The organism is Sciscionella marina DSM 45152 (assembly GCF_000379465.1).
Lineage (GTDB): Bacteria > Actinomycetota > Actinomycetes > Mycobacteriales > Pseudonocardiaceae > Sciscionella > Sciscionella marina.
The window spans coordinates 50,120-71,512 of the sequence record NZ_KB905380.1; the positions used below are offsets into that span (position 1 = coordinate 50,120).

General features: G+C 68.8%; 19 protein-coding genes. 9 read left to right on the plus strand and 10 right to left on the minus strand.

All coding sequences use genetic code 11. The annotated features are described in order from the left end of the window. Positions 1 to 8 precede the first annotated feature (8 nt). Together A37U_RS0100165 and sauS are read right to left on the minus strand one after the other, a co-directional pair. On the minus strand, positions 9 to 1,151 hold the full coding sequence (locus A37U_RS0100165; RefSeq protein ID WP_020494567.1) for a succinate--CoA ligase subunit beta: 1,143 nt from the start codon (positions 1,149 to 1,151) through the stop codon (positions 9 to 11). A 3-nt stretch (positions 1,152 to 1,154) separates the two neighbouring features. After that, positions 1,155 to 2,579 carry an acylating sulfoacetaldehyde dehydrogenase gene (sauS, locus tag A37U_RS0100170; protein WP_020494568.1) on the minus strand — a complete coding sequence of 475 codons (1,425 nt, stop codon included), beginning with the start codon at positions 2,577 to 2,579 and terminating at the stop codon, positions 1,155 to 1,157. A gap of 325 nt (positions 2,580 to 2,904) precedes the next feature. Between sauS and A37U_RS0100175 the strand changes: the two genes are divergently transcribed. The 6 genes from A37U_RS0100175 (at position 2,905) to A37U_RS0100200 (ending at position 9,089) form a co-directional block, all read left to right on the plus strand. Further along, entirely contained in the window at positions 2,905 to 4,224 is a 1,320-nt protein-coding gene (locus tag A37U_RS0100175) for an MFS transporter (protein ID WP_083933203.1), read from the plus strand. A gap of 76 nt (positions 4,225 to 4,300) precedes the next feature. Next, positions 4,301 to 5,038, plus strand: coding sequence for an SDR family NAD(P)-dependent oxidoreductase (locus A37U_RS0100180; RefSeq protein WP_020494570.1), 738 nt, complete (start codon positions 4,301 to 4,303; stop codon positions 5,036 to 5,038). A 34-nt stretch (positions 5,039 to 5,072) separates the two neighbouring features. Further along, positions 5,073 to 6,377: an MFS transporter gene (locus A37U_RS0100185; RefSeq protein WP_205622841.1), complete on the plus strand. Its 1,305-nt coding sequence runs from the start codon at positions 5,073 to 5,075 to the stop codon at positions 6,375 to 6,377. An 8-nt stretch (positions 6,378 to 6,385) separates the two neighbouring features. Next, on the plus strand, positions 6,386 to 7,534 hold the full coding sequence (locus A37U_RS0100190) for a C45 family autoproteolytic acyltransferase/hydrolase (protein WP_205622842.1): 1,149 nt from the start codon (positions 6,386 to 6,388) through the stop codon (positions 7,532 to 7,534). Further along, positions 7,531 to 8,367 (plus strand): polysaccharide deacetylase family protein, encoded by an 837-nt coding sequence (locus tag A37U_RS0100195; protein ID WP_020494573.1) that lies wholly within the window; start codon positions 7,531 to 7,533, stop codon positions 8,365 to 8,367. Before A37U_RS0100190 ends, A37U_RS0100195 begins: the two co-directional genes overlap by 4 nt. A gap of 2 nt (positions 8,368 to 8,369) precedes the next feature. Further along, the gene (locus tag A37U_RS0100200; RefSeq protein WP_020494574.1) at positions 8,370 to 9,089 is read left to right on the plus strand and encodes an SDR family NAD(P)-dependent oxidoreductase; all 720 of its coding nucleotides are present in this window, start codon (positions 8,370 to 8,372) and stop codon (positions 9,087 to 9,089) included. 5 nt (positions 9,090 to 9,094) lie between these two features. Here the strand turns inward: A37U_RS0100200 and A37U_RS41765 are convergent, their stop codons facing one another. Beyond that, positions 9,095 to 10,786, minus strand: a complete 1,692-nt coding sequence (locus A37U_RS41765; protein WP_020494575.1) for an ABC transporter substrate-binding protein — start codon at positions 10,784 to 10,786, stop codon at positions 9,095 to 9,097. A 63-nt stretch (positions 10,787 to 10,849) separates the two neighbouring features. Next, positions 10,850 to 11,449, minus strand: coding sequence for a flavin reductase family protein (locus A37U_RS0100210; RefSeq protein ID WP_020494576.1), 600 nt, complete (start codon positions 11,447 to 11,449; stop codon positions 10,850 to 10,852). A 108-nt stretch (positions 11,450 to 11,557) separates the two neighbouring features. Between A37U_RS0100210 and A37U_RS0100215 the strand changes: the two genes are divergently transcribed. Beyond that, positions 11,558 to 12,085 (plus strand): nitrilase-related carbon-nitrogen hydrolase, encoded by a 528-nt coding sequence (locus tag A37U_RS0100215; protein WP_020494577.1) that lies wholly within the window; start codon positions 11,558 to 11,560, stop codon positions 12,083 to 12,085. 35 nt (positions 12,086 to 12,120) lie between these two features. Here A37U_RS0100215 and A37U_RS41770 read toward each other — a convergent pair whose 3' ends face one another. Genes A37U_RS41770 through A37U_RS0100235 form a run of 4 tightly spaced genes read right to left on the minus strand, consistent with a single transcriptional unit; the run spans position 12,121 to position 16,688 of the window. Then, positions 12,121 to 13,056 (minus strand): sugar phosphate isomerase/epimerase family protein, encoded by a 936-nt coding sequence (locus A37U_RS41770; protein ID WP_020494578.1) that lies wholly within the window; start codon positions 13,054 to 13,056, stop codon positions 12,121 to 12,123. Positions 13,057 to 13,087: 31 nt separating this feature from the next. Continuing rightward, positions 13,088 to 14,599: a GMC oxidoreductase gene (locus tag A37U_RS0100225; RefSeq protein WP_020494579.1), complete on the minus strand. Its 1,512-nt coding sequence runs from the start codon at positions 14,597 to 14,599 to the stop codon at positions 13,088 to 13,090. Continuing rightward, entirely contained in the window at positions 14,596 to 15,531 is a 936-nt protein-coding gene (locus A37U_RS0100230; RefSeq protein ID WP_020494580.1) for a sugar phosphate isomerase/epimerase family protein, read from the minus strand. The genes A37U_RS0100225 and A37U_RS0100230 overlap by 4 nt, the downstream gene beginning before the upstream one ends. Next, positions 15,528 to 16,688: a Gfo/Idh/MocA family protein gene (locus tag A37U_RS0100235; RefSeq protein ID WP_020494581.1), complete on the minus strand. Its 1,161-nt coding sequence runs from the start codon at positions 16,686 to 16,688 to the stop codon at positions 15,528 to 15,530. The genes A37U_RS0100230 and A37U_RS0100235 overlap by 4 nt, the downstream gene beginning before the upstream one ends. A gap of 151 nt (positions 16,689 to 16,839) precedes the next feature. Between A37U_RS0100235 and A37U_RS0100240 the strand changes: the two genes are divergently transcribed. Together A37U_RS0100240 and A37U_RS41775 are read left to right on the plus strand one after the other, a co-directional pair. After that, positions 16,840 to 18,063, plus strand: a complete 1,224-nt coding sequence (locus A37U_RS0100240) for an ROK family transcriptional regulator (protein ID WP_020494582.1) — start codon at positions 16,840 to 16,842, stop codon at positions 18,061 to 18,063. 135 nt (positions 18,064 to 18,198) lie between these two features. Beyond that, a complete protein-coding gene (locus A37U_RS41775) occupies positions 18,199 to 19,518 on the plus strand; it encodes an MFS transporter (protein WP_020494583.1) in 1,320 nt (439 codons plus the stop codon). Positions 19,519 to 19,529: 11 nt separating this feature from the next. Here A37U_RS41775 and A37U_RS0100250 read toward each other — a convergent pair whose 3' ends face one another. After that, positions 19,530 to 20,369 carry an SDR family oxidoreductase gene (locus tag A37U_RS0100250; protein WP_020494584.1) on the minus strand — a complete coding sequence of 280 codons (840 nt, stop codon included), beginning with the start codon at positions 20,367 to 20,369 and terminating at the stop codon, positions 19,530 to 19,532. A 12-nt stretch (positions 20,370 to 20,381) separates the two neighbouring features. Next, positions 20,382 to 21,347, minus strand: coding sequence for a patatin-like phospholipase family protein (locus A37U_RS0100255; RefSeq protein ID WP_020494585.1), 966 nt, complete (start codon positions 21,345 to 21,347; stop codon positions 20,382 to 20,384). Between the last annotated feature and the right edge of the window lie 46 nt (positions 21,348 to 21,393).

A 21,393-nucleotide genomic window follows, 5' to 3' on the forward strand; every position in this document is an offset into this window, starting at 1 on the left:
CTTTCCTCCTAGCTCGCGGCCGCCACCGCGGCGCGGACGGCGTCGTCCATGTGCTCGTACGGTTCGACCCGGAGCCGGTCCCGGACCATGGCGATGGCCTCGGCCTCCCCGGTGCCGTGAATGGAGAAACTGATCGGGATCCCGGGGCGTAGTTCCTCGATCGCGTCGAGCACGCCCTCGGTCATCACATCGGTCCGGGCGAAGGCGCCGCAGAAATTCACCAGCAGGCTGCGCACGTTCGGATTGCCGAGCACGAGCCGCAGCGCCGGGACCGCTTTGGTGTAGGCGTCCCCGCCGATCTCCAGGAAGTTCGCCGGGCTCCCCCCGTAGTGGTGCACCGCGTCCAGCGTGGTCATGGTCAGTCCGGCGCCGTTGGAGAGCACCCCGACACTGCCCCCGAGCTCGATGAACTGCAGCCCGAGTTCGCGTGCCTGCCGTTCGAGCCCGGTCTCGGTCGCCGCGGGACCGGTTCCCGAACGGCGGGGCAATGTGCCCTGGTGGCGCGCCAGCGCACCGGGATCGAGCGCGATCTTCGCGTCGAGTGCGAGGATGCCGCCGTTCTCGGTCAGCGCGAGCGGATTGATCTCCACCAGTTCGGCATCGGCTTCCCGGTAAAGGCCGTAGAGGGTCACCAACGTCTCGGCGAGCGGTTCCCGCGCGGCCGCGGGAACTTCGCTGTCCGCCAGCAGATTTTCCACCGCCGCCTGGGAAAGTCCCGCACGGATGTCCACCGGGAGGCGGCGGACGCGTTCCGGATTCCGCGCGTTCACCTCCTCGATGTCCATCCCGCCCTCGGTGGAGAACAGCAGGAGTGGACCTTTGCTCGCCGGGTCGTTCAGTATCGCGGCGTAGAGCTCACCGGTGATCGCGGCGGCCCGCTCGACGAGCACCTCACCGACCGTGAACCCGCCGACCACGCGGCCCAGCAGTTCCGCGGCCGCGTCCCGTGCCTCGCCGGGACTGTCGGCGAACCGCACCGCACCGGCTTTTCCTCGTTTGCCCGCGGGCACCTGGGCTTTCACCACGACCTGGTTGCCGAGTGCCGCGGCGATGGTCGCCGCCTCGCCGGGATCGCTGACCGTGGCACCGTCCGGGGTTCGCACACCGGCGCGGGAGAGCAGCTGTTTTCCTTCGTATTCCAGCAGTTGCACGATTCACCGTCCGTAGGTCTCGAAGTAGCGGGCCCACAATGCGTCCTCGGTCGGGACACGCGGCTCGATCACCCTGGCCAGCCGGGTGATGTTCAGGAAATGCCGGTAGGAGAGGTTGTCGCTGATGCTGTTGCCCGCCCAGGTTCCGGCGCCCATCGTGAGCGTGAACCCGAGCCCGTTGTCGAAACCGCCGCCGGTCCCGAAACAGTGCGCCTGATTGACCAGCACCCGGGCCACCCGCAACCGCTGGGCGACTTCTCGCGCGCGCTGCTCGGATCTCGTGTGGATACCGCAGGAATGGCCCGCGCCCTGGTGGTCGAGGAGCCGCTGAATCCTGGTCAGCGCAGAGTCGAAGTCCGTGAAGCGGTACACCGTCAGCACCACGGAGAGCTTTTCCCCGCTGAACGGATACTCCGGGCCGACACCGTCCTCCTCCACCATGAAGAACTCCGCGGACCGTGCTCCCGGGGAGTCCAGCCCGGCGAGTTCCGCGAGCTTCTGCGGTGACTGCGCGGTCACCGCGGAACTGAGCTTGCCCGCCGGCCACATCACCGCACGCAGCCGTTGTTTCTCTTCGGCCGTGAGGAGATATCCGCCGTTGGCGCGCAACTGCTCGAGTGCCTCGGCGTACACCGATGCGTTGATGTGCACCGAGTTTTCCGAGGAACAACTCGTCGCGTAGTCGAACACCTTGCTGCGCTTGATCTTCTCGGCGGCGTCCGCGAGGTCCGCGTCCGCCTCCACGATCACCGGCGCGTTGCCCACCCCGACACCGATGGCCGGTGTCCCGCTGCTGTAGGCCTGCCGCACGTTGCGCTGCGAACCGGTGACCACGACCATGTCCCCCTGCCGCATCAGCTCATTGGTCAGCGCCTTGTCCGGTTGTGCCACGAACTGCACCAGGTCCCGTGGTGCACCCACCTTGTCCAGCTCGGCGTGGATGTAGTCGACCAGCAGGGCACAGGTGGAGGCTCCTTTCGGGGACGGCGAGAGAATCACGGCATTGCCGCCCTTGAGTACCATCATGGCCTTGTTCGCGGGCGTGGCGGCCGGATTCGTGGACGGGCACACCGCGGCGACCACACCGACCGGCTTGGCGTACTCGGTGAGACCCAGCTCGGTGTCCTCGCCGAGCACACCGACCGAGGGTGCCCCGGTCAGATCGCGCAGTGTGCCGATGGTCTTGCGCTGGTTCTTCGCCACCTTGTCCGCGACCCGGCCGAGACCGGTGTCGGCCACCGAACGTTCGGCGAGCGCACGGGCACGTTCGGGTTCGTAGATCGCCCAGGCCACCGCCGCGACGACATCGTCGACCCGGTCCTGGGGAAAGGTTTCGAACACCCCCTGCGCGATCCGCGCCCGGGCGATCATCGATTCGATCACCGTAGCCGCCTCGGCCGTTTCCACCGGTTGGAGTTGATCGGTCATCTCGGAACCCTCCGGTACCGCGCCACCAGGTTCACCGCACCCGCAGCGCAAGCTTTGGCTGTTTCACAATGTGGCAACGTATTCCATGACGCTAGCAGTGCACCCCTGAACCTCACCTATGACGTGACTCACATTCGCTCGTCACGCCCGGTCGTCCGAAGGCGATGGCAAGCACGAACGGAAACCCGGTCTGCGCGAAGTGACCGTTGACACAGTCCCGAACCCGACCTACGGTTCCTTGAAATCCTATTCCACTTTATGGAATGCGCTTCGACTCGACGGTCGACCCGTGATCCGCCCGATCTTCATCGCATGCGGAGGAGTCATGACCCAGGACGCGAAACGGACCGCACGACAAGGATCTCCCCGCCCGGCGGCGCGCAGCCTGCTCGGCGTCTTCCGGCACCGGGTCCGGGGCAGAGTGCTCGCGCTGCTGTGCGCGATGTACTTCATCACCTATCTGGACCGGGTGAACATCTCCACCGCGGCCCCGTACATCAAGGCGGATCTCGGGCTCAACGACACGCAGCTCGGACTCGCGCTCTCCGCGTTCTCCATCCCCTACGCGTTCTTCCAGGTGTTCGGCGGGGTGCTCAGCGACCGATTCGGCCCGCGGCGCGTGCTCGCGGTGGTCGGTGCGCTCTGGGCGATCGCCACGGTGTGCACCGGATTCGCGGTCGGACTGGTCACCCTGTTCGCCGCACGGCTGGGGCTCGGTTTCGGTGAGGGCGCATCCTTCCCGACCGCGACCAACGCCATGGCCACCTGGCTGCCGAGCGATCGGCGCGCGTTCGGCCAGGGCATCACCCATGCCAGCTCCCGGATCGGCAACGCGATCGCGCCGATCGCGGTCGCCGGACTGATCGCCCTCTACGACTGGCGCCTGGCGTTCTACGTGTTCGGGGCGATCAGTCTGCTGTGGACGCTCGCCTGGGCGCTGATCTATCGCAACCGTCCCGCGGACCATCCGAAGATGACCGCGGCCGAACTCGAGGAGCTCAGCACCGAACAACGCGCGGCCACCCGCCCCCGCCTGCCGTGGGGTGCGCTGCTGCGCCGGATCCTGCCCGTGACGTTCGTGGACTTCTGCTACGGCTGGATGCTGTGGGTCTATCTGACCTGGATCCCCTCCTTCTTCCAGGACAGTTACGGCCTGAACCTGGGCAGTTTCGCGCTTTTCTCGACCCTGGTGCTGGTCGCCGGTGTACTCGGGGACATGGCGGGCGGGCTCATCTCCGACGCGCTGCTACGCCGGACCGGCAGCCTCCGGATCGCACGGCGCAGTGTGCTCGTCATCGGGCTGCTCGGTTCGTTCGCGTTCATCATCCCCACCCTGGTCGTGCATCAGCTGATGCTCACCACGATCTGTCTCGCCGTGGCCTTTTTCCTGCTGGAGCTCACGAATCCGGTGCTGTGGACCATTCCCATGGACATCGCGCCCAGTCATGCCGGGACCGCGGGCGGGCTGATGAACACCGGTTACGGGATCGCGGGCATCCTCTCCCCCATCCTGTTCGGCCTGCTGGTCGATCTCACCGGGGACTGGGTGGCCTCGTTCGCGCTGTCCGCGGTGCTGTTGCTCATCGGCGGTCTCGCGGCACTGCGGATCGATCCCACGAAACGGATCGCCGCATCGGTCAGTTGACCGATGCCCGCCGCCGCTGTGCTGCCTATCGTCGCTCGCACCGGGACCGGCCCGGTGCGGACAGCCAGGGGTGTGCATGGAGTTGCGGAACAAGGTCGCCGTGGTGACCGGCGCCGGGCGCGGGATCGGCGCGGCGCTGGCCGAGAATCTCGCCCGGCTCGGCGCCACCGTGGTGCGCGCCGACATCGGCTACCCCGCCGGGACGCAGGAGGATCGCAACCATCTGTCACTCGACGTGCGGGACGGCGCTTCCTGGGACCGGCTGCGCGACTCGGTGCACGACCGGTTCGGCCCGATACACGTGCTGGTGAACAATGCCGGGATCAGTGCCCGCACCGATCTGCTCGGCACCCGGGACGCGGACTTCCAGGATGTGTTCGCGGTCAACGCCTTCGGCCCCTGGCGCGGGATCAAGACCTTCGCCGGGGATCTCGGGCGGACACGGGGTTCGGTGGTGAACATCGGATCGATCTACGGGACGACCACGCCACCGGGCGGTCCGGGCACCGTGCCCTCCTCGATCGCGTACCAGCTGAGCAAGGCGGCGGTGCACCAGCTCACCAAGGTCGCGGCGGTCGAGCTCGCCCCGCGCGGTATCCGGGTGAACGCGGTGCTGCCCGGGGTGTTCCGGACCGCGTTGCTCGACGATCTGCCCGCCGAGGCGCTGCGGGCCCGCATCGAGGGTGCGCCACTGGCCCGGGCCGGGGAGGTCGGCGAGCTCGCCGCGGTGGTGGGTTTCCTGGCCTCGGAGCAATCCTCGTTCGTGACCGGTGCCCTGGTTCCGGTCGACGGCGGCTACCTCGCGGCCGGCTGAAGCCCATTTTCCCCCGCATCACGAAGGATCCGGTATGAGTGCCCAGCGCGCGTCCATGGCGGGCCGAGACGATCGGTCCACGCTGCAGGTCCGGGCGGTCGTGTCCGGCAGCATCGGCAACCTGATGGAGCAGTACGACAATCTCGTCTACGCCTACTCCACGGTCTATCTCAGTGCCGAATTCTTCACCTCCGGCGACTCGTTGTCCGGCATCCTGTCCACCTTCGCCGTGTTCGCCGTCGGGTTCTTCGCCCGGCCGCTCGGCACCATCGTGTTCGGCCATATCGGGGACAAACTCGGGCGCCGGCCCGCCCTGATCGCCAGCGTGGTCCTCATGGGCTCGGCCACCGTGCTGGTCGGGTTGCTGCCGGGCGCGGCCACCATCGGCCTCGCCGCCCCGATACTGCTGGTACTGCTGCGGCTGTTCCAGGGGTTCGCGGTCGCCGGTGAGTGGGCCGGATCCGCGGCCATGCTCGTGGAATACGCGCCGCCGGGGGCACGCGGGCGCTACGGCAGTTTCAACCAGGTCAGCACGGCCGCCGGATTCCTCGTCGCCGCCGCGGTGGTCGCGCTGAACTCGCTGTTCTGGACCGAGCAGGGCATGCTCGAGTTCGGCTGGCGGATACCGTTCCTGCTCGGTGTGCTCACCACCCTTGTCGCCCTGGTGCTGCGGTTCGGGCTCGAGGACACTCCCGCCTATCAGGCCGAGCAGCGGGCCGGGACCACGAGCACCAGCCCGCTCACACTCGCCTTCCGTACCCAGAAAGCCGCGATGACTCGCGGTTTCCTGTTCACCGTCAGCTGGACGGTCGCCTACTTCTTCTTCCTCACCTATCTGCCGACGCATCTGCGTGAACAGGTCGGCCTGTCCTCGGGCACCGTGCAGGCCTCGAACCTGGTCGGGCTCGCGGTGCTCACCGTCGCGATCTATCTGTTCGGCAGGCTCTCCGACCGGATCGGGCGCAAACCCTTGCTGCTCATCGGTTCCGGCGGTCTCGTGCTGCTCAGTTTCCCGGCGATGCTGCTGTTCGAGACCGGCAGCACGGCCGGGGCCTATCTGGGCCAGATCCTCATCGCCCTGGTCATCGCCGCGTTCTCCGGACCGGGACCGGCTGCCCTTTCCGAGATCTTCCCGACCAATGTCCGGTACTCCGCGCTGGGGATCGGTTACAACTTCTCCGTGATGGCCTTCGGTGGCACCGCGGGGTTCATCGCCACCGCACTGATCGATGTCTCCGGGAACGCACTGCTGGTGGCCGTGCTCCCGACCGCGGCCGCGCTCATCACCTTCGCCACGGTGTGCGCGATGCCGGAAACCTACAAGTCCGAGCTGAAGTGAGGTTCACCGTGCAGCAACCCCGGATGATCGTGGTCGAAGGCAGCTACCGGCAGATGGGCGAACAACTCGGTACCCGAACCGCCGAGCTCATCGCACGCAGCCTGGAGACCTACACCCACCGATTCCGCACGGATGCCGGGCTGTCCCAGAAGGACATCGATCGCTGGGGCGCGGTGTACCTGGACATCGCCGCCGACTACGCGCCGGAGATCGCCGCCCTGCTCGACGGGATGGCACAGGGATCGGGCCACCCGGCCGCGCGGCTGGCCGCACTCAACGCGCGCACCGAAATGCTCTACGGCACCGGTTACCGGGACGAGGGCTGCACCTCCCTTTCGGTTCTGCCGCGATACACCGCGAACGGGCACACGCTGCTCGCGCAGAACTGGGACTGGCATCCCGAGCAGGCGGAGGTCACCTTCCTGCTGGCAACCCGGGACCAATCCGGCTTCGGCGTGCTCTCGCTGACCGAGGCGGGCATGCTGGCCAAGAGCGGGTTCAACTCCGCGGGCCTCGGGGTGTGCGCCAATCTGCTCGTCTCGGACCGGGACCGCGGTGGCCGTGGCGTGCCCTATCACTTCCTGCTCCGCGGCGCGCTGCAGTCCGCCACGATGTCCGAGGCGCACCGGAAACTGCTTGCCGTGGACCGGATTTCCTCCGGCAACGCGCTGCTCGCGGACGGCAGCGGTGGGGAATCGATCGACTTCGAACTGGCCCCGGATGCCTTCGGCGCCCAGTATCCCGAGGAAGGATTGATCACCCACGCCAACCATTTCCAGACCGACATTCCAGTCGGTGACCGGAAAGCCGCCACGAGCGCGCTCACCCTCCTGCGACCACTGCGGGCCCGCCATCTGCTGCAGGACGCGCTGACCGAACACCGAGTGGGAGTCGAGCACATCGTGTCCGCGCTGCGCGATGAGTGGTCCTTCCCGGACGGGATCTGCCGCCACCCCGATCCCGCGGTGCCCGTTGCCGAGCAGACCGCAACGGTCTACTCGATGGTCATGGATCTCACCGATCGCGTGCTGTGGATCGCCCCCGGCCCACCGAGCAGGCACGGCTATTCCCGCTGGGAGCTCGACCGGGTCTTCACCGATCACCGTCCCTGCGCCGTCGAGTTCACCCCCGGGAACATCCGGGAGGAATCCGCATGAGCACCGGAACCGTCTGCCTCACCTTCGACTTCGACGCCATCTCGCTGTGGCTCTCCCGCGACCTGGCGACCCCGGGTCCGATTTCCCGCGGCGAGTTCGGCGCCCACGCGATCCCCCGGATCCTGGCCCTGCTGGACCGGCACCGGGTGCCCGCCACCTTCTTCGTCCCGGGACACACCCTGGAGACCTACCCGGCACACTGTTCGTCCATTGTGGACGCCGGACACGAGATCGCCCTGCACGGCTATGCGCACGAACCGGTCTCGATCCTGGACCGGGACGCCGAGCTGGCGGTCAACCGGCGTTCCGTGGCGCTGATCGAGGAGCTGACCGGAGAACCACCGGCGGGCCACCGCACACCAAGTTTCGATTTCACCGTGCACACCATCGGCATCCTCACCGAGCTGGGTATCGAGTACGACTCTTCCTTGATGGGCACCGATTTCGAGCCCTACGCCGCCCGCTCCGGCGATGACTGCCCGCCGGACGACGCGTTCCGGTTCGGGGAGCCGTCCTCGATCGTCGAACTGCCCGTCTCCTGGACCCTGGACGACTATCCGCACCTGGAATTCGTCCGCACCGGCGATCGCGTGATGCCCGGACTGCAGGACGCGCACGCCATGTTCACCCGATTCCTCGAGGATGTGCGCTATATGACCGAGTCCGGCACCCAGGGGGTCACCACGATCACCCTGCACCCACAGGTCATCGGCCGCGGGGCGCGGATGAACGCCCTCGAAGCCTTCATCACGGGCTGCGCCGGGCTCGGTGTCGAGTTCGCGCAGTGCGCCACCGTGGCCCGCCGGTTCCGCCCGATGATCATGGGCGGCTGAGCATGGCGGGCAGCGAACCACGAGGCTCGGTGCTGGTGCTGGGCGCGCGTGGCGGAATCGGCGGCGCGGTCGTGCAGCGGCTCACCGCGGCGGGCTGTGCGGTCACCGGAACGGATCTGCCCGATGTGGATCTCGCCGAACGCGATGTGGTCACCGCGCATATCGCGGAACTCTGGGACCAGGCCGGTGGATTCGACGCGCTCGTGCACGCGGCGGGCGTGTTCCCGGCCGCGGCGGTCACCGATTCGGACGAGGACCTTTTCGACCGCGTCATGGCGGTGAACACCCGCTCGGCGCTGAGCGCGGGCGCGCAGTTCGTCCGTGCCTGCACGGCAACGGGCCGGACCGGCTCGATGGTGTTCGTCAGCAGTGGGGCCGCATCGCGCGCGCGGGCCGGTACCGCGGTCTATGCCGCTTCCAAGGCCGCGCTCGACGCCCTGGTACGCGGGTTCGCCCTGGAACACGGACGAGACGGAATCCGTTGCTGTGCCGTGGCTCCCGGTTTCGTGGACGTGGCTTCGGCGATCAATCCCGTCCCACCGTCCTATGTGGACGATCTCCGGGCCGCCTGTCTGCGTGGCCGCCTCGGGCGTGCCGGGGACATCGCCGCGGTCATCGCCTGGCTGCTCAGCCCGGATGCGGAATGGGTCAACGGCAGGACTATCCCGGTCGACGGTGGCGACGGCATCGGCTCGGTTTCCGGGCCGTCCTGGCTGAGCTGATCCGGTCAGTGCGGCACGGCACCCGCGGCCAGCTGGCGGCTGCGGCCGCCGTGGATGCGGTACACCAGGTGCGGATGGGCCAGCGTCGGATCGAGGGTGTCGTCCGGATTGCTCAGTCCGCGCTGACCACGCCCGGCGAACCGGTGGGCGCCGGTGACCCCGAACCAGGTCATCGAACGCAGGTGCTCCCGGACGGCGCGGAATTCCCACGGCCTGCTGACCCGGCCCCATGCCTGAGCGAGCACGTTCACCATGTCGTAGTGCACCGCGGCCGCGCCGAGACCGGGGTCCCCGCCGTACGCGGACCGGTACCGCCGTTCGAACTCCGCGCACACCGGTCCGCCCGCGTGCCCGATCACGGTGGACCACAACAGCCCCTCGCTGAGCTCACCGAAGCGGCCGGTGAACTCCGGTGCCGCGGGTGACCAGGCGGCGTGGATCAGCATCCGCCCGGCGAGTTCCCGCGTCGCGCCAAGCAAAGCACGCAGCGTCGGTTCGGGAAACACCGACAGCGAAAGGGCATCCGGATCGGCATCCGCCAGTGCGTGCACGATTTCGGTGAAATCCTCGGTGTGGTCCGGGATTCTGCGCAGCAGGCTCAGCTCCCATCCCGCTTCCGCGCAACTGCGCGCCACCTGCTCGACCGCCCCGTCCGAATACGTGCTCTCCCGCAGCAGCACGGCGAGCCTGCGCCGCCGCGGCCGGTACCCGCCGGTGCTCTCGAGCCTGCGCACCGCCCGCAGCAGCCCGGGCACGTACGCGGATTCCGTGGAACAGACCTGGAACACGGCGCCCAGTCCGGCCGGATCCTCGTACACTGCATCGGAAAGGGCCCGCCCGGTCATCGAGTGCAGCACCGGAGCCCCGGTGGCCGCCGCCTCGGTGATCGCCGGGTGTGCGACCTTCATCGGGAAGTTGCCGAACAGGATCGCGTCCGCCCCGCGCGCCGCCAGGTCCTCGACCGCGCCCCGCAAGGCGTCCGGAGCGGCCTCCACCGCCACCTGCTCAACCCGGCGCCCGCCCGCTCCCCCGCGCGCGTTCAGCTCCCCCACGGCCAGCCGCGCACCCCGGCGCATGGCCGCGGCGTCCGCGCCGGCGGCGCACCCGGACGGATACACCGTGCCCAGCACGACCGGTCGTTGCCGCCGGGTCCCGGTGGCCGTGGGCAGCGTGGATCCGCACAGCACGGCCGACAGTCGCGCGGGCAGGGTCAGTCGAGTCTTCGGCAGCGGCGCGGTGTAGGCATCGTGGTCGGCGAGCAGGGTGGCCACCGAGGCCCGCGCGGCGACGCCGGTCTTCGCCAGCACGTGCTCCACATGCGTGGCCACCGTGCGTCGTGAACAGCCGAGCGCCTCGGCGATCTGCGGATTGCTCAGCCCGCCAGCGATACAGGTGGCCACCTGAAGCTCACGGGGAGTCAGGCCGAACGGGGGTTCCTCCGCGCACACCACCAGGCAGGCGGTGCGCCGCTCGGCATCGGATACCTCGACCACCACCCGCCGCACCACGCCCTCGCGCACATCCAGGAAACTCACCGTCTCGCCACGCAGTGACCGGGCGGCCCGGGTGGCGACCCGCACCAGATCAGCGCGTCCGGCGAAGAACACCTCGTCATTACCGCTACCCCGGCCGATCTCGGGCTGCAGCCACCGCCGCAGCCCGCCTGCACGATCGACCAGGTCCCGAGAATCCGTCATGGTGCCTCCGCTCCCTTGCGCGCCCGTGTCTCACCATAACGATCCGCGCGAGCCCGGAGCTTCTCAACGGTCCGGGTGCCGGGTGGGAACGTGGTATGCGCCCGAGTGGAAGACCAGGGGTTGCCCACCGGGCGCGGTATAGCGTTCGAGCTCGCCGAGGAAGATGACGTGGTCCCCGGCGGGAACCCGCCGCACGGCGCGGCACTCGAACCGGGCGACCACGCCGGCCAGCAGCGGCACCCCGGCGATCCCCTCCTCGAGCTCGACATCGGCGAACTTGTCCGGGGCCCGGGTGGCGAACTGACGGGACAGATCGTGCTGGTGCGCGGCGCACCAGGACACCAGCGGCGGATCCACGGACACCGAGGTGAAGGAGTTCGCGGTGACCCCGAATCGCCGCCCGTCCGGTGCCGTGGCGGTCACCACGGCCACGGCGGTCGCGTACTGACCGAGCGCGGTGCGGTAGTCGCGCTGGCCGAGCCGTCCGGCCCGGGCCGAGGTGATGAACCGACACGCCTCCTCGGCGTCGAACCACCAGGGTTGCAGCGAACGCGGATCGTCGAACCCGTTGACCAGGGCACGAGCCAGCTGGGGTGTGTTCGCCGCCTCGGTGAACAGCTCCCGCACCTGGGGTGCGGCCGGGCGCAGGCAAAAGCGCGGCACCCGGAATGGCCGGATCTGTTCTTCAACGTCGGCCTCGTCATCGGTCCCGAAGCGGAAATCCTGCTACGGCACTACAAACTGAACGCGCTGCTTCCAGTCGAGCGTTCGGTGTCCCCGCACGACCTGTCCGACTGGTGGGTCGAACGGTACGGGCGCGGACTGGCACTGAACGGAGCGGAGGTCGTCTACCACGGATCACTGCCCGTTCCGTTCACCGAGAACGACGTCTTCGAAGTCACCGACCGGGCCCGGGCCCTGGACAACAACATGTACGTCATCGCCCCGAACATCGGCGGATACCACCTCTATCCGGAAAGCCCGCAACCGATCGACGCGGGCGGCGGGCATTCGATGATCGTCGACCACCGCGGTCAGATCGTCGGGAAGCAGTTCGACACCAGCGGTTCCACCTTCGTCAGCGGGGTGATCGACATCGAAGGCCTGCGCAGTCACCGGGCCAGCGCGCAGATCAGCAACTGGGCCAAAGACATCCGCGCCGAACTCGGCCAGCTGATCTACGAGCGCCCGATCTACCCGAAGAACCGCTACCTGAACCGGAAACCACCGCACCACGAGGAATTCCACCGCGAGGTGACCGAACGCCAAATCGAGCTGTTGCAGGACCGGGCGATCTGACACAAGCCCACTGGCCAGGGGGAACCCTGGGGTTCTCAGCTTGCCGAGGGGAAGTTCTCCGTCACCCACTGCCAGCTGGACTTGGCACTCGCCAGCGGTTCGATGGAGGGCTGGTCGACCTCCACGATGATCCACCCGTCGAAGTTCTCGGGCAGTTCGCGGAGGTAGTCGAGCAGGGGCACTCCCCCTGATCCGGGTTCGAGGAAGAATCCGTTTTGGGTGGAAGCGAAGTAGGGCAAGGGTTCGGCCCGCAGTTCGGCAAGCCGCGTGGTGTCGAGGTCTTTGATGTGCAGTCCGGCGATCCGGTCGCGGTAGCGGCGCATCAGGCCGGGCACATCGGCACCGGCCCAGTACAGGTGCCCGAGGTCGAATCCGGCGCCGAGCACGGTGTCCGGGATGGCGTCGAGGACGTGTTCGACTTCGTCCTGGGTCTCGATCCAGGATCCCACGTGGTTGTGGAACGCGGGCCGCACTCCTTCCGCGGTCAGGATTTCGGCCGCGCGTCCGATCGTCTCGGTGAACCGCTCGAGCCGCCCGGCGTCGAATCCGTGCCCGACGCCCGCGGCGACGTCGAACCGCGGCATGCCACCGCCGGTGACCATTTCGGCGGAGAGGAACACGGTGTCGAGTCCGAGCAGCAGCGTTTCGTCTGCGCTGCGGCGCACCCCGTCGAACCAGCGGAATTCCTCGGCCGATCCCGGGGGCAGCGTGACGCCGTGTTCTTCGGGAAGCGGCACCGAAAGGTAGCCGGGCGCGACGCGTAGGCCGCTCTCCCCGATGAGTGTGCGGTAGGCGCTGATGGTCTGCGTGGGCAGCACTTCGAGCATCACCGCGGGAAAACCGGATTCGGCGACCTCGCGCAGCACGCGCGGTTGCTTGGCCAGGAACGCGGGGTCGGCGAACTCCCATCCGCTGGCCAGATCCGTCCACTGCAGGGTGTTGATGGCGAACTGGGAACGGTCGAGCGTCATTGGTAACTCCTCGTGAATCGATCGGATCGTGTCAGGCGAGCCGGTTCAGCACCGAACGGGCGGCACGTACCGCGGTCGTCATCCCGGTCAGGGTGGAGTTGCACACCAGCGCGGTCGGGACGACTCCGTTACCGGCGGCGAACAGGTTCTCGAATCCCCACACCCGGCAGCCCGTATCGCAGACGCTGGTGCCGTCTTCTCCGGTGCCCATCCGCATGGTTCCGGTGAAATGCAGCGAACATCCGGGATCCAGCAGCGCGGATTCGGTTTCCGGATCGAAAGGACCGAGGGCTTCGGCGACCTCGCGCTGAACCTTACGGCCCTGTTCGATCCGCGCCCGATCGCTTTCGTTCCAGGAGAATCGGACCGTGATCCGCGGCATCCCGGTGGCATCGACCTCCTGTTCGCTGAACTCCAGCCGGTTCTCGGCGCGCAGTTCGGTGGGGATGTACACGCCGAGACCGACCTGATAGGCCAGCGGTGTTCCGTCCTCGGCCGTGCGCACCTGGGTGCCGATCTGGAACTGGAAGGGCTGGCGCGCACCGCTGTGCGGCTGCCAGTAGTGCTCGAGCATGGTCTCGCCCTCGGCCTGGACGGGCAGGCTCGCCAGCTCGAAGCTGAGCCGCTCCGGATCGGCGAGTACCCGCCCGGTGAGGAAAGCGTGCTCGTTGAGGTAACGGCCGAGCGCGGGTGGCCGGATCCCCGAGGCGAACAGCAACTGCGGGCTGCGGATGGTGTCCGCGCAGACCACGGTCGCCGTGGCGTGGACCGTTCGCACCGCACCACTGCGCACGTCCTCGAGCCGGGCACCGTGCACCCGGCCGTCCGCGTGCAGCAGCCGGGTCACCCGCATTCCGGTCCGCAGCGTGCACCGCGGATCGCGTGCAGGGTCCGCGATCGGCGGGAAGATCACGTTTGGTCCGGTGCGGCGCAATACGCCCGTAGCATCGGGGTTGGCCGCCATCGGCATCGGCTGGATTCCACGGTCCGGGGCGTCCATACCGGCGAACACCGCCTCGACCGCGTCCGCCATGGCCCGGCCGGCCGCGGTCGGCGGGAACGGCAGCGGATTGACCCGCAGGAGTTCGGCGGCACGGGCCAGATCGCTGCGCCATTCGGCACCGTCCAGGAAATCCGGGATCTCGGCACCCCACGGGCTCGGCGTGGCCGCGGTCCAGTGCACTCCCATACCACCCGCGTTCCAGGCCAGCGAGGCGGCGGGCAGTTCGTCCGCGGACTCACCGAGCGAACTCAGGTGATACATCCCGGGTTCCGCGGCGGCCACACTCGCCCCGACGGCCGGGGTCGGCTCGACACCGGTGTAGAAACCCTGCACTCCGGACGCGACCCGGTCGTTGTACCGCTCCCAGACCTCCGGCTCGGCCACATCGTGCAGATGCTGGCCGGGCACCGAACCGATCACCGGCCCCCCATCGGCGATCAGGATGCGCAGTCCGGGATCGGCGGCGCGCAGCTCACTGGCCACCGCCGCCCCCATCAGCCCGCCGCCGACCAGCAGTACGTCGAAGTGTTCGGTCGTCACAGGGTCTCCTCCGGTTCGGCGAGCACGAGCGGGCGCAGCCTGCGGTAGGCGATCTCCAGTCCACGGGTGACGCGCCCGGGAGTGCCGCCCCACACCGGGTCTTCGTGCTCCACCGAAAGGGTTCCGGTGAAACCGTGTTCGGCGAGCCGATCCACGACCCGGTCCCAGTCCACCTGGCCGAGGCCGGGCACCCGGTAGCGCCACCAGCCGGTCTCCCAGGGATCGGCTGTGCCGACCTTGCCGAACACGCCGTAGCGCTGCCGGGCGCGCGGATCGAGCTCGATGTCCTTGGCTTGCGCGTGCGGAATGCGGTCGGCGTAGGCGGCGATGGTCTCCACCGGGTCGATGCCGATCCACATCAGATGCGAGGGATCCCAGTTCAGATAGAGTCCCAGCCCGAACATCCATTCCCACAGCTCGGGCGAATAGGCGATATTGCCGGGGTAACCGTCCGGATGCCAGCCCTCCATGACGCAGTTCTCCACCATCAGCCGGACCCCGCGCTCGCCCGCGTACTCCACGAGTTCTCCGAACACGGCCTCGGCCTCGGTCTGGTTCTCCCGCACCGATCGGCCCGGATCGCGGCCGATGAAGGTGCCGACGAGATCGAGCCCGAGCTTCTGCGCGGCGTCGATGGTATGCCGCAGATGGGCGTGGATCTCCTTGCGGCGCAAGGGATCGGGGTGCAGGTTGTTCTCGTAGTAGGCCAGCGCGGAAAGCCCCAGCCCGTGACGCTCGCACAGGGTGCGGGTGCGCTCGGCCTGTTCCGGGCCGAACTCGGCTACGGGCAGATGCGCTGCCTCGAAGTCCCGGCCACCGGTGGCGGGCCAGCAGGCGACCTCGAGCGCTTCGTAACCGGTTTCGCTCGCCCAGGCGGCGATCCGGTCCAGATCCCACTCCGGCAGGCAAGCGGTGAGCAAACCGAGTTTCATCGTTCCACCTTCGTCCACGCGCCCTCGTGGACCGAGCGCAGTACCGCGTCCACCACCCGCGCCGAGCGCAGCCCGTCGGCGAAGCCCGGCAGACCTTCCGGGGTGCCGCCGTCGATGGCGGCGTAGGTGTCCGCGACGAAGTCCTCGAAGCACTGCGCGTATCCCTGCGCGTGCCCGGCGGGAAGGTGCGAGAGTCTGCGCTGTTCGGCCGAGCCGGATCCGTTGTCCCGCACCACGATCCGGGATTCTTCCGGCCCGCCGAACCAGATGCTCTCCGGGGCCTCCTGATCGAAGACCGCGCTGCCTGTGGAACCGTCGAGCTCGAACCACAACCGGTTCTTCCGGCCCGCGGCCACCTGCGAGATGGTCGTCGAGGCGAGCACCCCGCTCTCGGTGCGCAGCAGCAGCGCGGCGGAATCCTCGGTCCGCACCTGGGATCGCGCTCCCGATCCCGCGGCCCCGAAGCTCGGCCCGCCGGTGCTCGGCCGGTCCGGCACGGCGACCGAGGTCGCGGCGGTCAGCTCGGTGAACGGGTCTCCGGTGATCCACTCGACCAGATCACACCAGTGCGAGCCGATATCGGCAAAGGCGCGCGAGGGGCCGCCGCTTTCCGGGAACACTCGCCAGCTGGAGGAATCCGGGGAGAGCATCCAGTCCTGCAGATAGCTGCCGTGGATCAACAGCAACCGGTCGCCGAGCTCGCCGTCCCGCAACCGGGCGCGCAGTTCCCGGACGATGGGGTGGTACCGGTAGACGAACGGCACCGTGGCCACGAGTCCGCTGCTCGCGGCGAGTTCGGCCATCCGCTGTGCCTGCGCCGGGCTCACCCCGAGCGGTTTCTCGCACACCACATGCTTTCCCGCGCGCAGCGCGGCTTCGGCGTATTCGGCATGGCTCGCGTTCGGGGTGCAGATGTGCACCACGTCCACGCGTTCGTCGATGAGGACCTGTTCGAGGTCCCGGTATCCGGTCGTCCGCCACTGCCGGGCGACCTCCCGGGATCGTTCCGGGTTCGAGGCCAGTACCCCGGTCACCTCCGCGCCCGCCACCAGCGCGGCCCGCCGGTGCACGGCGGCGATCATCCCCGCGCCGAGCACGGCCGCGCCGCGTGGCCGGCCGCCGCCGGATCCGTTCTGCTGGGGAATCCGCTCTACCATCGAGCCCCTTCCAGGTGCCGAGAGGAGGTGGGTGTCTCACGCCCAGTTCCGTCGTACCGGAACGTTAACCGGCCGACTTTTGACGGATCAAGGCAAAAATAAAGCCATCTTCAGTCTTTAATTCCGTCATTATTGGCCTAAGGTCGGGGCCATGACCGCCTGGACGCCCCTGCGACTCTCCCATCCGGACATCTCACCGGCGGATGCCGAGAACCGGATCCGCAGTCAACTGCTCCGGCTGATCGCATCCGGCTCGGCGAACACCCGCGTGGCCCTACTCCGGGCGACCGGACTCGCCCGCTCGACCCTCAACGGGCACCTCGACGCGCTGCTGCGCTCCGGCCTCGTCGAGCTGGGGGCCACGGAGCACAACGGCCGGGGCAGGCCAGCGCAACGCCTCGGCCTCGCCGCGCGCGCGGGCATCGTGGTCGCCGCCGATCTCGGGGTGCACACCAGCAGGCTGGCCGTCGCCGACACCACCCAGGCCATCCTCGCCGAGCGCCAGATCACCCTCGACCTGGCGCAGGGGCCGGAACCGGCGCTGGACCGGCTCACCGAGCTGATCAGCGATCTGCTCGGCGAACTCGGTATCGGCCGTGCGGAACTCAGCGCACTGGCCATGGGGCTGCCGGGACCGGTCGACGCGCAGACCGGATCCCCGGTGCGCCCCCCGATCATGCCCGGCTGGGACCGGTTCCCGGTGGGCCAGGTGATGGGCGAACGCCTGTCCTGCACGGTCCTCGTGGACAACGACGTGAACCTGATGGCGCTCGGTGAGGCACGGTCCCGCCCCGCCGATGCCGGTCCGCTGCTGTTCCTCAAGATCGGTACCGGGATCGGCGGTGGCCTGGTGCTCGCCGACGGGCGCATCCACCGCGGCTCCGACGGCGCGGCAGGCGATATCGGGCACGTCCGGGTTCCCGGCGCGGACGACACAGTCTGCCAGTGCGGGAACGTCGGCTGTGTCGAAGCCGTGGCCTCCGCCGGTGCCGTACTGCGCTCGCTGCAACAGGACCAGCCCGCACTGCGCACCATCGAGGATCTGGCCAAGGCACTGCACGACGGCGAACCCAGCGTGGTGCGCGGCATCCGGGCGGCCGCGGAGACCATCGGCGAGGTCGTGGCGATGCTGGTGCACTCTTACAATCCGCGCACGATCGCGCTCGGCGGGTTGATCACGGCCTCCGGGGACGATGTACTGGCCGGGATCCGCAGCGTCGTCTACCGTCGGGCGCTGCCCTTGGCCACCCGGAACCTGGTGCTCACTCACAGCAAACTCGGCCGGTTCGCCGGCGTGGCCGGTGGAATCGTGGCCGCGGTGGAACACACCCTCTCCCCCGGCGGCATCGGATCGCTTCCCGGTTCCCGGACTTGACACAGCGCGCCGCACACCGGACTATTCTTCTTGTCTCACGCCCGGGAAGCCGGAAGCGTCGCCGCGCGGCGGCGGCCGCGTGGCCCGCTTTCCTCTGTGTGTCACGCGTTATCGATCCTTCCCCGGGAGAAAGCAATGACGCACACGGGCACTGGCGGACAGTCCACACGGCACCCCGGAACCGGGTTCGTGGTCGCCTACATCGCGACCCTGTTCGCCTGTTATCTCGCCATCATCACCCCGGCGAACCTCACCGTCGCCCTGCGCATCGGGCAGATCGACCCGCAGGGCAAGGTCGGCGGGCTGGCGCTCGCGCTCGGCCTCGGCGCGCTGTGCGCGGTCATCGCCAACCCCGTGTTCGGCCAGCTCAGCGACCGCACCGCATCCCGGTTCGGGATGCGCAAACCGTGGCTGGTCATCGGAGTTCTCGCCGGAACCGCGGGACTGATCATGGTCGCCTTCGCGTCGACCGTGGCCATCGTAGTGCTCGGCTGGTGCATCACCCAGACCTTCTACAACGCAACCCTCACCGCCGTCGTGGCGCTGCTCCCGGACCAGATCCCGGCGCGTCGGCGTGGCCTGGTCAGCGGGCTGATGGGGATCTGCTTCCCCGTCTCCTTGGTACTCGGAAGCTTTGTCGCACAGGCGGTTTCCACGCTTCCGCCGTTCTGGATGTTCGTCCTCCCCGCCCTCCCGGCTCCGGTCACCGTGCTCGTGCTGTGCGTGGTGCTGCGCGACCGGCGGCTCGCCAAGGAGAACCGTGCGCCGCTGACGCTGCGCGATCTGACCCGGACCTTCGCCGTCCGGCCGCGCCGCAATCCGGACTTCGCCTGGGCCTGCCTGGTGATCTTCCTGCTGTCCATCGGGACCGGGACCTTGTCCACCTATCTCGTCTACTTCCTCTCCGATGGGCTCGGCATCGCAGCCGCCGAGGTGCCGCACGTGGCGTTCCTGGTGAACCTGATCACCTACGGCCTCGCGGTCCCGACCAGTCTGCTCGCGGGCTGGCTCAACGATCGCATCGGCGGCCGCAAACAGACGATGGTGTTCGCGGGCCTGCTGCTCGCCATCGGGCTGTTCACCATCGTGGCGCTCCGCAGCATGCCAGGGCTCTACCTCGGTGCGGCGATCACCGGGCTCGGCTGCGGCGGATACTACTGCGGCCATTTCGGCCTGCCCGCCGAACTTCTTTCCGCGGACGACGAGGCGGCACGGGAAATGGGGGTGGTGAACATCGCGCTGACGTTGCCCAGTTCGCTGGTTCCGCTCTATGGCCCGCTGCTACTGGCCGTTGCCTCCCCCGAGGGCACCAACTACTCGATGCTGTTCGCCTGCGGGATCGCGCCATGCCTGCTCGCCATCCTCGCGGTGGGCCGGATTCGCCGACTCCGGGACCGGCCGGAAACCGGTGCGGCCAACGGGGCTTCGACGGAGCTGAGTCCGGAATCCCAGTAGCGCCAAGGCGATCAGCCCTTGCCGATCCGGTCGAGATAGGTGCTGCGCACCTCGGTGTCCACCGCCGTGATGGCCCGGTCATCGCGGACGGCGGCGCGCACGGCACGCATCACGGTTTCCGGAACGAGTGTGGACAGGACCTGCGCGGTGCCGACATAGCCGGGAACCGCGATCTCGGCCTTGCGGTTGCCGACCGATCGCACCACGGCGGCCGCGATGTCCTCCGGTTCGACCGCGGGCAAGGGGCCGTAGTCGATTCCGGAGGACAGTTCGGTCTTGACCGCGCTCGGCAGGACCGCGCTCACGCTCACCCCGGTGTTCTCGAGTTCGAGCCGGGTCGCCGCGGTGAGACCGACCGCGGCGAACTTGCTCGCGTTGTACACGGCGAGACCCTTGACCGGGAATTTTCCCGCCAGCGAGCAGACGTTCACGATGTGCCCACGGCCACGTTCGATCATTCCCGGGGCGGCGGCACGCATTCCGTGAATGAGTCCGTACACGTTCACGTTCATGGTCAGTTCGTCGACCGCGTCGGACTGTTCGAGAAACGCCCCGTTCGGCATCACACCGGCGTTGTTCACCAGCACCTCCAGCGGCCCGTGGTGCGATTCCTGCGCCTCGGCAAGGAAATCCCGCACCGAGGACCGGTCGGTGACATCCAGCCGATGGGCCGAGGCTCGTGGGCCGAGCTCATCGGCAGCGGCACGGGCCAGCTCGTGGTCCAGGTCGCCGAGCGCGACCGAGGCACCCCGTTCGGCGAACGCCCGGGCGGTCGCCAGCCCGATGCCGCGCGCCGCACCCGTCACCGCGACCAGTGCACCGTCGAGTTCTATCGTGGGATACCGGCTCATACCAACGACTCCTCAATTCGGTCGTGCTCGTGTTCCTTGACGTTCGCCGTGCCCGAGAGCCTCGGCGACGGTGTCCGCCGCGGTGCGCCGCGCGGTCGCGAGCGTGACCGCGCGGCGGCGCGCCCGCATGAAGTTGGCACCCATCGCCGCCAGGTCCGCCGCGGCCGGCTCGATCCGGATCACCCGGGTTCCGGCCGCCTCGAGCCGCGCGACCTCACGATCCAGTCCCCTGGTCATCTGGGCGCGGAGAATCCGTTCGACGCGGGAAAGTCCGCGCGCCCGGGCACCACCGCGGGAGGTCATCGGTGCCAGCACGACCACCTCGTCGAGTTCGAGCGGAAGCAGCAGATCGGCCGAGACCGAGGAGACCGAGCCGCCGTCGAGGTAGCGGCGACCGGCGATCTCCACCGCCGGGAACCAGCCGGGAATCCCCCAGGAAGCCGCGATCGCCTCGCCGAGCTCCGCCCGTGGCGCACCGGGGCTGCCGAACGCGACCCGCTCGCCCGTTCCGGTGTCACTGGCGACGATCCGGGTCCGCTGGTGCGCGGTCCAGCCGTGCGGCGCGGCGAGGGCATCGCCGTAGGCGCGCAGCCAGCTCGCATCGCCGCGTCCGAGGGGGAGCAGGCCCGCCGCGGCGGTGTACGGCCGGCGGGTCCGCAGCCCCGTCCGGACCAGGCCGAGTCCGGGGAAACCGAGGGCCGGGCGCGGCGGAACCGGGCCCGGAGCCCGATCCACGTGCGCGCTCAGCACCGGGTCGGCGTGCGGGGAGCCATCCAGCGCGGCAAGCAGATCGGCCGGACTCCGGCCCGCACCGAGGGCCGCCACGAGCTCCGAGCCCGCCGAGGTACCGATCAGCGCATCGGCCGTGCGCGGATCCCAGCCGAGAGCCTCCTCTACGGCGCCCAGCAGGACCGCGGTCCAGGCGAATCCCAAGGTGCCGCCACAACCGATCGCGAGTCCGCGCCTCGGTGCGCTCATCGTCTACCTCATTCAAAAACCAGCGGTATTTGAATGTCAACGGTAT